At 36.0% G+C, this 13210-nt stretch carries 9 protein-coding genes; 8 read left to right on the forward strand and 1 reads right to left on the reverse strand.

The window, feature by feature from the left end; genetic code table 11:
• The first annotated feature begins 3 nt into the window (after positions 1–3).
• The 5 genes from IPJ83_01870 to IPJ83_01890 all read left to right on the forward strand — a co-directional run bounded on the left by IPJ83_01870 (position 4) and on the right by IPJ83_01890 (position 8721).
• Positions 4–3063 carry a DUF2723 domain-containing protein gene (locus IPJ83_01870; protein ID MBK7879296.1) on the forward strand — a complete coding sequence of 1020 codons (3060 nt, stop codon included), beginning with the start codon at positions 4–6 and terminating at the stop codon, positions 3061–3063.
• A gap of 5 nt (positions 3064–3068) precedes the next feature.
• Positions 3069–3503 carry a ribose 5-phosphate isomerase B gene (gene rpiB, locus IPJ83_01875; protein ID MBK7879297.1) on the forward strand — a complete coding sequence of 145 codons (435 nt, stop codon included), beginning with the start codon at positions 3069–3071 and terminating at the stop codon, positions 3501–3503.
• On the forward strand, positions 3500–5113 hold the full coding sequence (locus tag IPJ83_01880) for a M28 family peptidase (protein ID MBK7879298.1): 1614 nt from the start codon (positions 3500–3502) through the stop codon (positions 5111–5113). The genes rpiB and IPJ83_01880 overlap by 4 nt, the downstream gene beginning before the upstream one ends.
• A 172-nt stretch (positions 5114–5285) precedes the next feature.
• Positions 5286–6959, forward strand: a complete 1674-nt coding sequence (locus tag IPJ83_01885; GenBank protein ID MBK7879299.1) for a peptide MFS transporter — start codon at positions 5286–5288, stop codon at positions 6957–6959.
• A 91-nt stretch (positions 6960–7050) separates the two neighbouring features.
• On the forward strand, positions 7051–8721 hold the full coding sequence (locus tag IPJ83_01890) for a peptide MFS transporter (GenBank protein MBK7879300.1): 1671 nt from the start codon (positions 7051–7053) through the stop codon (positions 8719–8721).
• Positions 8722–8835: 114 nt separating this feature from the next.
• Here the strand turns inward: IPJ83_01890 and IPJ83_01895 are convergent, their stop codons facing one another.
• Complete coding sequence (locus tag IPJ83_01895; protein ID MBK7879301.1) at positions 8836–9351, reverse strand: hypothetical protein; 516 nt, start codon at positions 9349–9351, stop codon at positions 8836–8838.
• A 191-nt stretch (positions 9352–9542) separates the two neighbouring features.
• On the opposite strand from IPJ83_01895, the gene IPJ83_01900 reads away from it, so the two are divergent.
• The 3 genes from IPJ83_01900 (at position 9543) to IPJ83_01910 (ending at position 13209) form a co-directional block, all read left to right on the forward strand.
• Entirely contained in the window at positions 9543–11813 is a 2271-nt protein-coding gene (locus tag IPJ83_01900; GenBank protein MBK7879302.1) for an aconitate hydratase, read from the forward strand.
• 82 nt (positions 11814–11895) lie between these two features.
• A complete protein-coding gene (gene mscL, locus IPJ83_01905; GenBank protein ID MBK7879303.1) occupies positions 11896–12297 on the forward strand; it encodes a large conductance mechanosensitive channel protein MscL in 402 nt (133 codons plus the stop codon).
• 111 nt (positions 12298–12408) lie between these two features.
• Entirely contained in the window at positions 12409–13209 is an 801-nt protein-coding gene (locus tag IPJ83_01910) for an energy transducer TonB (protein ID MBK7879304.1), read from the forward strand.
• Position 13210: the final 1 nt, after the last annotated feature.

Raw genomic sequence — 13210 nt, forward strand, 5'->3', positions numbered from 1 at the left:
CTGATGAATTCAAAGATTAATAAGGTCAATCTTACAGGATGGTTAGTGTTTTTGATAACCTTCACGGTGTATTTCTTTTCTGTAGAGCGCACAGGTAGTCTTTGGGACTGCGGAGAGTTTGTTCTTGGAGCATATAAATTACAAGTTGTTCACCCACCAGGTGCTCCCCTCTTTCTAATTATAGGTAGAATGTTTACCTGGGTAGCAGATGTATTATCTGATGATCCTTCAAAAATTGCCTTTGCTGTAAATCTAATGTCCGGAATTTGTTCGGCTTTTGCAGCAACATTTATATGTTGGGTTACTATCATATTTGGTAAAATCTCCTTGTATGGAAGAGGAAAAGACGAAGAAGCTTCACAAGACTTAGGTGTACTAGGCGCAGGCCTTGTAGCAGGACTAGCCACAGCTTTTGCCACATCTGTTTGGTTTTCCGCTGTGGAAGGTGAAGTTTATTCCATGTCTACCATGTTTACTACCATGACACTATGGGCTGCAGTAAAATGGTATTACCTTTCCAATGATCCCAAAAATGACCGATGGTTAATATTTTCTTTATATAGTGCCGGCTTATCGATTGGGGTACATCTACTTAGTTTATTGGCTTTTCCTACTATAGCAATTTTATATTATTATAAGAAATGGGAAAAGAAAAGTTTTCTTGGCTTTTGCATTGCTGGATTGGTTGGCGTTGTAAGCATTGTCCTTTTTCAAGCGCTTGTCGTATCGGGAATTCCACAACTGTGGAGTATGTTTGAAATGTTGTGCGTAAATTCATTTGGTCTGCCATTTCATTCCGGCTTAGTCCCAACAGTGGCTTTGTTAAGCTTTATTTTTTATTATGGATTGAAGAAAAGTAAAGAAAAAGGGAATGATTTGCTCTACAAACTTTTTTTAACAGGTTTGTTGATTACTATTTCCTATACACCTGTAGGTGTTGTTCTCCTGCGTGCAATGGCTAATCCACCTATTAATATGAATGCACCTAACGATGTGGTTAGACTATTGCCATATATTAATAGGGAACAATATGGAGACAGGTCTTTACTGAAGGGTCCTCACTTTGATGCAAAACCTATAGATACTAAATCTACGGACAGATATGGACGAGTAGGTAGCAAATATGTTGTGGTGGATAGAAAATTTGATTATGTTTTTTCCAAACGGGATCAAATCTTCTTACCTAGAATCAGCCACAATGATCAGGGCAGGGTACAGTTACACAGAATGTGGATGGATTATCTTGTGGACAACAAGACAGGAACTCCAACTATGCTTTATAATTTGAAATTTCTTTGGGCATACCAGTTTGGGTGGATGTATTGGCGATACTTTTATTGGAATTTTGTTGGTAAAGAAAATGGTGAACAAGGTTTCTTTCCTTGGGATAAAAAAGATGGGCATTGGCTATCCGGAATTTCGGCAATAGATAGTCAACGATTGTATAATCAATCACAACTCCCAAGAGTAATACGAGAAGACCAATCAAGAAATACTTATTTTTTCCTGCCATTAATTTTTGGTTTATTGGGAGTGGTGTTTCATGCTAGAAGAGACCGAAATGACTTTTTGGCATTGTTGGTTTTATGGTTAATTACAGGATTAGGTTTGTGTTTTTTTAATAATTCGCCGCCAAATGAACCAAGGGAAAGAGATTATGTATTGGTAGGTTCAATTTTCACATTCTGTATTTGGATTGGACTGGGGGTATTGTTTCTTGCTGATTTATTCAAACGACAATTTAAGTTGTCAGGAAATTTATCCGGGATTGTAGCAAGTTGTATTGTAATTTCCGCACCAATTATTATGGGTTTTCAAAATTTTGATGATCACTCAAGGAATGGAATTACTGCGGCAAGAGATTATGCAATAAACATTCTTGAATCTTGTCAACCTAACTCTATAATCTTTACTTATGGAGATAATGATACCTATCCGGTTTGGTATGCGCAGGAGGTTGAAGGCATCAGAAGGGATGTGAGGGTAATTAATTTGAGTTTGATTGCGGTAGATTGGTATATTGAATCTCAAAGGAGGAAAGTGAACGACTCTCCACCGATAAAAATGTCTATCCCATCAGAAAAGTATAGAGGATTTTTAAGAAATCAAATTTTCTATTTTAATCCTGCTGGTGAGGGGGCTCCTGATGTTGAAATGACTTCTGGACAGTTTTTAAAATTCATTGGTGAAGACCACCCAATTTCAGCAGGTTCTGGTCGTGAATTTGAAACTTTTATGCCAACTAAAAAAGTAGCTATTGAATATGACCCTTCCAGGGCTGTAGCCAGTGGGATGATCCAGCCTGGGGATACTAGTGTTGTGAATCGTATTCCATTGGCATTGAATGCTAATTACATTACAAAAGATGATCTCGCTGTATTGGATATCATTCATTCAAATATTAACGATAGACCAATTTACTTTTCTGTCACCTGTCAAAGTGAAAAATTGATGGGACTTGAAGATTTTACCAGCATGGAAGGACTTGCTCTAAGAATAGTTCCGGTAAAAACGCCTAGCGACCGTAGCATGTTTATTTATGGTTCTGGTAAAATGGATGTAGAAAAAACCTACGATGCCCTTATGAATAAATTTAAGTGGGGGAATTTTGATAAGAAAAAATTATTTGTTGACCATTCTTATGCACCGAGTGTACAAGGTTTAAGGATGATGATGATGCGTCTTGCTTCACTTTATGAAGCAAGAGGAGATAAAGAAAAAGCAGCTTCAGTCGCATTAAGGTATTTTGAAAGTTTTCCAAATATGAATTTTCAATATGACCTTAGAGTTATGCCATTTATTCAAAGTTTGGTAGGTGCAGGTAAATTGGATGATGCCAAAAAGCATTTAAAAATTCTTGCTATTGAAACTGCTGATATGATGAATTTTTACAATTCTCTTTCAGCCGAAGAATTAAAATCAAGCTTCCAACAAGAAAAAGCTTATGCAAATTCTGCTGTCAGGGAAATACTTTTGCGCAGCGGTGAACTTCAAGATCAAGAATTTGAAAAAGAAATGAAGGAATTACTCTCTAAATATGACCTTGCTCCGGTCAACAATTAATTTATATGTCCAGAGTAGTTGCTATCGGATCTGATCATGCAGGATTTGAATTAAAAGAATCATTAATAACCTATCTTGAATCCAAAGGATATAAAGTAATGGATCAAGGGTGTTTTGATAAAGAGTCCGTTGATTATCCTGATTTTGGTCACTTGGTAAGTGCAGCAATAATAAATCATGTTGCAAAATTTGGAATTGTTATTTGTGGTAGTGGAAATGGTATAGCTATTTCTGCAAATCGCCATGCAGGAATTAGGTGTGCATTATGTTGGACCCCTGAAATAGCTAGTTTAGCTAGGTCTCACAACGATGCAAACGTTTTGAGCCTTCCCGCAAGATTCATTGATGAAAGTATGGCAAAGTCAATAGTCGACACTTTTCTTTTAAAAGATTTTGAAGGTGGAAGACATCAGAGAAGGGTGGATAAAATTGAGATATGATGAAATTTATTTTGTTAAAACTATGCTTTGTTTTATCACTTATACCAGTTTTATCACAAAAGAAATTTATCAGTTCAGTTCATTTTCCAGATACCACAAAAAATATTATACGGGATAAAGTTTTTGGTTTATCAGAAGCTATTAAAGCCACTGAGTTAAAACCTATTTTAGAATTTCTGGCTTCTGATTCATGTGAGGGAAGAGAGCTTGGGACCAGAGGTAATGACCGTGCGGCTGAATTCATTGCCGCAAAATTTAATGAATATGGCATTCAAAAAATAAGTGATTCAGGTGATTACTTTCAACAAGTTGGTTTCAAATGGATTTCCTGGAAGAATATAAATGTGGAAATTAATGGATTTCCATATAAAAATATCTGGGATTTTGTCAGCTTGGCAACTGACAATGAAGATCTGAAAATTAATATTAACGAAATCGTTTTCCTAGGTTATGGTATTGAATCTTCTCAATACAATGATTATAAGAATGTTGATGTAAAAGATAAAGTTATCCTCATTTATAAAGGCGAGCCTTTTTCAAAAAAAGGGATAAGCTATGTGAATGGCAAATCAACTGCTTCTATCTGGTCGCAAAGTTTGGACCTAAAACTAATAGCTGCAAAAAAAAATGGAGTTAAATGTGTACTTATTATTGAAGACAAATTCAAGGAATTAGTGGATTCAAAACGAGGACTTATTTTATCTCCATCCGTTTTGCTGAACAAAGACGAATATGCAAAAATTCAATTATGCAATTCAATTCACTTGTCATCCTCCATGGCAGTAAAACTTTTGGGAAAATCTTTAAAAAAGGTAATTTCATACAGAGAAAAAATTCAATCAAAAGGTAAGCCTAAACATTTTACAATTAAGCAAAACATAAAGATTGAACAGGAAAGAGAGGTCAGCTCTGTGTCTGGACGTAATATTATGGCATATATTGAAGGGACGGATAAAAAAAATGAAGTTGTCATACTCACCGCACATTATGATCATTTAGGAATTAGAGGGAAGGACGTTTTTAATGGTGCAGATGATAATGCCTCCGGCACAACTACTTTGACACAAATTGCAAGAGCATTTCAGTTGGCAAAAAATAAGGGAATAAGTCCACGAAGATCAGTTTTGTGTCTTTTGTTAACTGGAGAAGAGAAAGGATTATTAGGCAGTATGTATTATGTAAATAATCCTAAATTTCCATTGCAACAGACCATTGTTGACATTAATGTGGATATGGTAGGAAGAATAGATGAAAAATATAAATCCAAAGGAAAATACATTTATGTAATTGGATCCGATAGAATAAGTAGTGAACTACATCTATTAAATGAAAAGGTGAATAATGATTATAGTCATCTGATAATGGATTACACATATAATGGGGAGAATGATCCTAATAAATATTACTATCGTTCAGATCATTACAATTTTGCTGAAAAAGGAATCCCATCTATTTTTTTCTTTAACGGGACACATGAGGACTATCATCGAATAGGAGATGATTCCTGGAAAATCGATTTTAATAAAATGGAAACTATTGGACGGCACATATTCATTCTCGCCTGGGAATTGGCCAACCGGGATCAAAAAATTTCAAAGGACAACAATTAGTTGATAAACTGCTTATAGCCAATCTTATATTTACTGTAATTGTGCTGGAAACAGCTTGTTTATATATGTGAATATATTTAATATATTTAATTAATATGGATTGCTTCATCAATCATGAGAATCCTCTATATTTAGACTTTCAAACAAAGCATAACAATTAAACCAACAACTAATGAATACAGAAACTAAACAAAACCATCCGAAGGGATTATGGGTACTCTTTGGAACAGAGATGTGGGAGCGGTTCAACTTTTATGGGATGAGAACTATTCTCACCCTTTTTATTGTGAATGCTCTTGCCATGTCAAAAGAAGAATCCTCAATTATTTATGGGGGTTTTCTGGGATTATGCTACTTAACCCCGATGCTAGGTGGATTTATTTCAGATAGATTTTTAGGGAATCGTTATTGCATAATGTTAGGCGGCTTATTGATGGCAATAGGTCAGTTATTACTTTTTACCAGTGCAAATATTTTTGACACTAATTTAGAGCTGGCGAGAACCGTTTTATATGTTGCGCTTGGCGTGATTATTTTGGGAAATGGATTTTTTAAACCTAACATTTCGAGCATGGTTGGAAGTCTTTACCCAAGAGGTGAAAAAAATAAACTGGATACAGCTTTTACCATATTTTACATGGGGATAAATATTGGTGCATTTTTAGGACAATTTATATGCCCAATTGTAGGTGATGTGGTAGATCCTAACGGAACAAGGGATGTATTTGCTTTCAAATGGGGTTTTTTAGCCGCGGCTATTGCAATGGTTATTGGAACTTTAACTTTTTTCTTTTTAAAAGATAAATATGTTAAGACACCAGATGGAAGACCAATTGGTGATTTACCTTCCAAAAACATCAGCACAGATTTTGAAGAAGGAGAATCTACAAAAGCTACTTTTTCACAAACTTCAATACTTATAGCTTTCGGTGTCTTTTCCGTTTTAGGACTTGTGTTTCACTATTGGTTTGGACAGAATTATATATATTCATTAATTTACGCTAGTGGTCTTACATTGGCTGGTTTAATCTTAAGTGATAAATCACTTACAAAAGTGGAAACAGATAGGATTTTAGTAATTTATATTGTATCTTTTTTTGTTATATTCTTTTGGGCAGCTTTTGAACAAGCGGGATCTTCTCTTACATTTATTGCGGATAATCAAACGGATAGAAATTTTCTTGGTTGGAACATGCCTCCTTCCATGGTCCAGATTTTTAATGGGATTTTCGTTGTAATGTTAGCTATCCCATTCAGTATGTTGTGGGATAAATTAAGGGCTCATGGGAAGGAACCTATTTCACCTATGAAACAAGCCATTGGACTTGCTTTGATTGCCTTGAGCTATTTCATCATTGCACATAATGTTAAAGATTTAGGCAGCGATGGATTGTTGGCAGTAAAATGGTTGATTTTACTTTATTTGATTCAAACCTTAGGAGAACTTTGTCTTTCACCGATTGGATTATCCTTGGTTGGTAAGTTGGCACCGAAAAGATTCGCTTCATTATTATTTGGTGTGTTCTTTTTGTCAAATGCCTCCGGATATGCACTTGCTGGTACACTGGGAGCAATTTTACCAGCCACAGGTGAACAATATACAAAGGCAACTTCATTGGGTATAGACCTTAAAGCAATTTTGGACAAAACTGTGACGCCTACAGCAGAACAGTTACAATTGTTAGCCACAAATAAAATAAGTGACCATTACCCGGTTTTTGCCGGATTTACCATCCATAGTTTGTATGAATTTTTTATGGTATTTGTGGTCCTTTGTGGTATAGCGGCATTACTACTATTCTCCTTGACGCCACGATTAAAAAAGATGATGCATGGCGTTAATTAATTTTGAATTAAATTGAAATTGTTGAATTAAAAGTATAGGGTGAATTTAATCATTCACCCTTTTTTATTGCAGTAAAAATACAAACCGTATCATGAATCAAAATCAAGATCGAAAACATCCAAGAGCTCTTCCTTTTCTATTCTTTAGTGAGATGTGGGAAAGATTTGGTTACTATCTCATGATTGGGATTTTCACTTTGTATCTTAAAGATGTTAAAGAAGGATTTGGCATGACTGAAGCTGAGGCATCAGATCTATACGGTACATTTATCGCATTAGTTTTTCTCACACCATTTCTGGGAGGATTATTGGCTGACCGATATTTTGGATATAGAAAATCAATCATTTTCGGAGGAATTCTAATGGCTATTGGATATTGTATGATGTTTTTTCATTCTTTACCCATTTTGTATGTAGCGATGACATTGGTCATCGTCGGGAATGGTTTTTTCAAACCAAATATTTCAACACTACTGGGAAATGTGTATAACAAAGCTGAGTATATTGATCGAAAAGATGAGGGCTATAATATTTTTTATATGGGAATAAATATTGGCGCTTTTATTTGTAATTTTTTTGGTGCTGCATTGTATACTATGTTGGGTTGGGGATATGCATTCCTTGCTGCAGGAGTGGGTATGATCATTGGTGTGATTGTATTTATTGTAGGGACTAGGCATTATAAAGATGCCGATGTGATCAAAGGAGTGAGAGAAGGTGAAATGAGTTTTACCAGAATATTATTTTTAATATTATTTCCAAGTTTGATTGCTGGTATTTTAGGTTGGCTGATCAATGGCGTGACCACGGACAGCAATCCCGGCGGAAATATTTTTGGTAGTGACAGTACGGATGCTTTTATTTTTGCATGTATTCCAGTTTTGTACTTTTATTTTTCATTGTGGAAAAAAGCAACCTTGGAAGATAAACGCCCCATTGCAGGTTTATTGGCTATATTTTTAGTTGTTATTTTGTTTTGGGCGGTATTTAAACAAAACGGATCAGCTTTAAATACATGGGCTGATCGCTATACGAACAGAGAAGTAACTGGAACTACAGAAAAGGTTTTTCTCGCATTGAAACAGGCTAAACCCCTTGAATATAAATTAGATTCTGTAGCAAAATATGATGAACTGTTCCGAATACAAAAAGAATCTGGTGTAATTCTCAAGGAATATAATTACCCTGTGTATTTTAGAAATATTCCAAAAGAAAAACTTCCAACAGAAGGTTCCAAAATTAGCCTTTGGATTACAAGTTTGAGTCAATCCATTAATCCTGGTTGGGTAATTATACTTACCCCTTTGGTTGTGGCTTTCTTTACCTTTCTCAGAAGGAAAAATAGAGAGCCAAACACTACCACAAAAATTGCGTATGGTTTATTGATATCTGCTCTGGCGGTATTGGTTATGGTAGCTGCAGTCAAGTCAGGGGCAAACGGGTCAGAGAAAGTTAGTGTTTGGTGGTTAATTGCTAGTTATGGTGTAATCACTGTGGGTGAATTATTTTTAAGTCCGATGGGCTTATCACTAGTTTCCAAATTAAGCCCGGCACACATTACCAGCTTAATGATGGGGGGATGGTTTTTAGCTACAAGTATAGGAAATAAGTTATCCGGCGTTTTAGCAAGCAGCTGGGATGGGTACAGTGATAAATCAATTTATTTCCTGGTTAATTTTGCACTGCTTGGTGCAGCTGCATTGATTGGCTTTATTATGTTGCGTTGGCTTAATGGAATCATGAAAGAGAAAAATATCCATTAAATTTAAGTAAATGGAGATGAATATTTATGACTAAACTTTATTTAAATTACCCAGAATTTTTGGTCAAAGGCATTTATATCTTAAAAGATAAAATAAGAAACTTTAGAATTCGCATTATTTTACAAAGACATCAAATTCAACTGTAATTCTGTGGTCAGAATTTGATTGAGGGATATTGCGATATCTGAGATTTACACTCAATTCAAATGCGTCAAGACGGACATAAGGGAGAACATTTGTTAAACCAGGTAATAAAAAAAGTTCCCCCACTGATTCGTTTGGAACAGGGTAAGCACTTCCGATTTGAATTTTAGATCCCTTATCTCCAGGATCAGAAATGAAAACTCTCACCTCCTCAAAAAAGCCATAACTTATAGGGCCGGAAAGCAAAGGTTCAATTTTTATTGATTTTATCCTGATCATGGATATCTTGCTGTTATCAAGGGAATTAGAGGAAAGGAATCCTGTCCAAAAACTTGGTATTAGACTGGTATAGACATGTGTTAATAGCGGGTTTGAACCAGCCTGAATGTCAAAATCCAAGAGGTACTCCAGTTTATATTGACCATTCTCCTGTCTTTGACACGAAACAAATAAAAAACAAATAATAAGGACTCTTAATAGTTTCATTTGATAAAGAAACGCTTAAGCCAGAATTCTGTTTTGTTCCTATAAATTTAAATTTCTTATCATCTATTTTCTTATTTATTTGTTAGGGTAACTACATGGTTAAAAGTTGTTTTGGCTTTGTTTTCCCACTAGATACGAGTAGATTTGCAGCTTGAAAGCAAGAATATTAAATAATTTTAACATAAAGGCACATGTCACAACCGTTTGATTTTGATCTATTAAAAAAGCATTATGAAAACTTTAGTAATAAGGTTAAAACTGTAAGATCTGTATTAGGCAGACCATTAAGCCTGAGTGAGAAAATCCTTTATGGTCATCTCCATCCCGAGTCTCCTATCCAAGAATATGTTAGAGGTAAAGATTATGTCTTTTTTGCTCCTGACAGGGTGGCAATGCAAGATGCAACAGCACAAATGGCTCTACTTCAATTTATGACGTGTGGTAAGGCAAAGACTTCTGTACCCAGTACAGTCCATTGCGATCATTTAATTTTAGCAAAGGATGGGGCAGACCAGGATCTTAAAACCTCAAATATTGAAAATGCAGAGGTTTTCGAATTTTTGAAAAGCATTTCAACAAAATATGGAATTGGTTTTTGGAAACCCGGCGCAGGGATTATTCATCAGATCGTACTAGAGAATTATGCATTTCCCGGAGGAATGATGATTGGAACAGATTCCCACACACCAAATGCTGGAGGATTAGGTATGGTAGCCATTGGAGTAGGAGGTGCGGATGCAGTAGATGTAATGTCTGGAATGCCCTGGGAATTGAAAATGCCGAAACTCATTGGGGTAAAATTAACAGGGGCACTAAATGGTTGGACATCTGCAAAAGATGTCATTCTTAAAGTTGCAGGAATACTGACGGTAAAAGGAGGCACAGGAGCAATTGTAGAATACTTTGGGGAGGGCGCAAGATCTCTTTCCTGTACAGGTAAAGGAACCATCTGTAATATGGGTGCAGAAATCGGAGCCACAACATCTACTTTTGGTTATGATGAATCTATGGCCAAATACCTTCAGGCAACCGGGAGGTCTTCTGTTGCCGAACTTTGTAATCAAATAGCAAGTGAACTTACAGGTGATCCCGAATGCTATGCTTCTCCAGAAAAATATTTTGATCAAGTCATTCATATTGATCTTTCTACCCTTGAGCCACATGTGAATGGGCCGTATACCCCAGATCTTGCTTGGCCTATCTCCGAATTTGCAAAAGCTGTTAAGGAAAATAATTACCCTGAAAAACTTGATGTTGGTTTGATTGGGTCGTGTACAAATTCTTCCTATGAGGACTTATCCAGAGCTGCTTCCTTAGCCCGTCAGGCGGTTGAAAAGAAATTAAAGGTTAAATCAGAGTTCACCGTAACTCCGGGGTCAGAACAAATTCGCTATACAATTGAAAGGGATGGATTACTTACGGACTTTGAAAAAATGGGTGGTGTCGTTCTCGCAAATGCGTGTGGTCCTTGTATTGGTCAATGGTCCAGGCATAATGTAGACCCTTCCAGAAAGAATTCTATCATAACTTCCTTCAATAGAAACTTTTCGAAAAGGAATGATGGAAATGCAAATACCCACGCTTTTGTGGCTTCCCCTGAAATTGTAACAGCTCTTTCTATCGCCGGCACCTTAAGTTTTAATCCTTTGACGGATACTTTAGAAAACGAAGAGGGGCTTCAGGTGAGACTTGATCCACCTGTTGGGCATGAACTTCCACCAAAAGGATTCGATGTGGAGGACGCAGGGTATGTTGCCCCCGCTGAAAATGGACATGAAATTCAAATCAACATCAGTCCAACAAGTAAGAGACTTCAAATTTTAGAACCTTTCAAGCCCATCTTATCTGGCCAATTAAAGGGAATGCGAGTGCTTATCAAGGCGAAAGGAAAATGTACTACCGATCATATCTCAATGGCAGGGCCATGGCTTGAATTTAGAGGGCATTTAGAAAATATATCAAATAATTGTCTGATTGGAGCTACAAACTATTTCAACGGTGAGGCTAACAAAGTACTCAATCTGCACAAAAATGAATATATGGGGGTCCCTGAATCTGCTCGAACGTATAAAGCAAATGGAATTAGCACAGTAGTTGTTGGGGAGGAAAATTACGGGGAAGGGTCTTCCAGAGAACATGCAGCTATGGAACCAAGACATCTGGGCGTAATGGCTGTTATTGTAAAATCATTTGCAAGGATTCACGAGACAAATTTGAAAAAACAAGGAATGCTTGCCTTAACTTTTGCCCAACCTACTGACTATGAATTAATCAGACAGGATGATCTATTAGAAATTAAAGGTTACGAGAACATGACCCCCGGAAAGCAACTGGAATTGATTTTGAATCATTCTGATGGGCATGTAGATACGATTTTATTAAATCATACCTATAACCAGCAACAGATCGAATGGCTGGTTGAAGGATCTGCATTAAATAAAATTAGGAAAGAACTCATCTGATTATAAATTAATGTATATTTTTATGGGTGACTTGATGAAATACTTAGGTCAAAAGTTTTTTTCATACTATAAAACTTAACCCATGTTTAAGGAATTCAAAGAATTTGCGTTAAAGGGAAACCTAATTGACATTGCTGTTGGTTTGGTAATGGCCACTGCGTTTACGAGTATTGTGACATCTTTTGTGGATGGGATGTTTATGCCACTGGTAGCCAAGATTTTTCAATTAGGTGACTATAAAGAGGCAAAAATAGTTCTTGATGAAGCTGTATTAAGTACTGAAGGAAAAGTTATAAAACCTGAGAATGCAATTTTTTATGGTAACTTTTTTTCTGCAATCATTAACTTCGTCATTATTGCTTTTTTTATGTTTTCTATTGTTAAGTTAATGAATTCCATGAAAAAAGAAGAAGCTGCTGCCCCTGCAGGCCCCACATCCGAAAGTCTATTGACTGAAATCAGAGACCTTTTGTCAAAAAAATAGCTTTTTAAGCTCTTTGAATCATGAATTAACTTAATGTATCTAATTTTAATTACATTTTAGGGAGCGTTGTATTTTGACTATGCGTTAGTATAGTAATAAAACTACTCGCATATGAAAACCTTTTTTAACTCAAGCCTGCCATTAGACGAGCTGGTATTTGAAAATCGCAACAAGGGATACGGTGCGTATTTGCTCAGGAAATCTTATGCAGATCATTTATTAATTGGAATTGTTGGTTCTTCGATTTTGGTAATTGGGTTTTTTCTTTTACTCAGTATGAGTTTGACTAAAAATGATGAACAAAACTCTATTCTAAAGTACTTTCCGCCAATAGAACTGCAGGATTTTGATGTGATTATTCCTGTAAGACCCAATAATCCCATTAAATCATATTCAAATGCGAAAAGTTTCACCCATTCTGATCCGATAAAAGTTGTGAGCGATGAGGAAATTATAGAGGAAAAGAAAGAATTGTCTAATGAAAATGTTAAACTTTTTGATGGAGTATTATTTGGCAGTGAGAGTTCCGCTTCAGGAGTAATTGATGGAGATGCATTTTCAGTTGAGAATGAAACAAGATTTTCTGTTGATGACGAACCTTTGAAATATGCAGATGAGATGCCCATATTTAATGGTGGTTTAGTTGAAATGTACAAATATTTGTCACGAAATATAAAGTACCCTGTGATAGCGAGGGAAAATGGAATTGAAGGTATCGTCATAGTAAATTTTGTAATCGATCCTTTTGGGAAAGTAAGTAATGTACGCGCCATAAGGACAATTGGAGGTGGTTGTGATGAGGAAGCGGTGCGGGTTATTTCAGCTATGCCCAATTGGATACCCGGAAGAAATCACGGTAAAACTGTATCGGTCAGTTACTCATTACCAATAAAATTCAAAATTGAATTTTAGA

The organism is Candidatus Vicinibacter proximus (assembly GCA_016713905.1).
GTDB classification, from domain to species: domain Bacteria; phylum Bacteroidota; class Bacteroidia; order Chitinophagales; family Saprospiraceae; genus Vicinibacter; species Vicinibacter proximus.

What these genes read in the sequence shown, in the direction of transcription:
- IPJ83_01900 (MBK7879302.1), top strand. Translation starts at nt 9,543, where the DNA reads ATGTCACAACCGTTTGATTTTGATCTATTAAAAAAGCATTATGAAAAC.
- IPJ83_01885 (MBK7879299.1), top strand. Translation starts at nt 5,286, where the DNA reads ATGAATACAGAAACTAAACAAAACCATCCGAAGGGATTATGGGTACTC.
- rpiB (MBK7879297.1), top strand. Translation starts at nt 3,069, where the DNA reads ATGTCCAGAGTAGTTGCTATCGGATCTGATCATGCAGGATTTGAATTA.
- IPJ83_01880 (MBK7879298.1), top strand. Translation starts at nt 3,500, where the DNA reads ATGATGAAATTTATTTTGTTAAAACTATGCTTTGTTTTATCACTTATA.
- IPJ83_01890 (MBK7879300.1), top strand. Translation starts at nt 7,051, where the DNA reads ATGAATCAAAATCAAGATCGAAAACATCCAAGAGCTCTTCCTTTTCTA.
- IPJ83_01910 (MBK7879304.1), top strand. Translation starts at nt 12,409, where the DNA reads ATGAAAACCTTTTTTAACTCAAGCCTGCCATTAGACGAGCTGGTATTT.
- mscL (MBK7879303.1), top strand. Translation starts at nt 11,896, where the DNA reads ATGTTTAAGGAATTCAAAGAATTTGCGTTAAAGGGAAACCTAATTGAC.
- IPJ83_01895 (MBK7879301.1), bottom strand. Translation starts at nt 9,351, where the DNA reads ATGAAACTATTAAGAGTCCTTATTATTTGTTTTTTATTTGTTTCGTGT.
- IPJ83_01870 (MBK7879296.1), top strand. Translation starts at nt 4, where the DNA reads ATGAATTCAAAGATTAATAAGGTCAATCTTACAGGATGGTTAGTGTTT.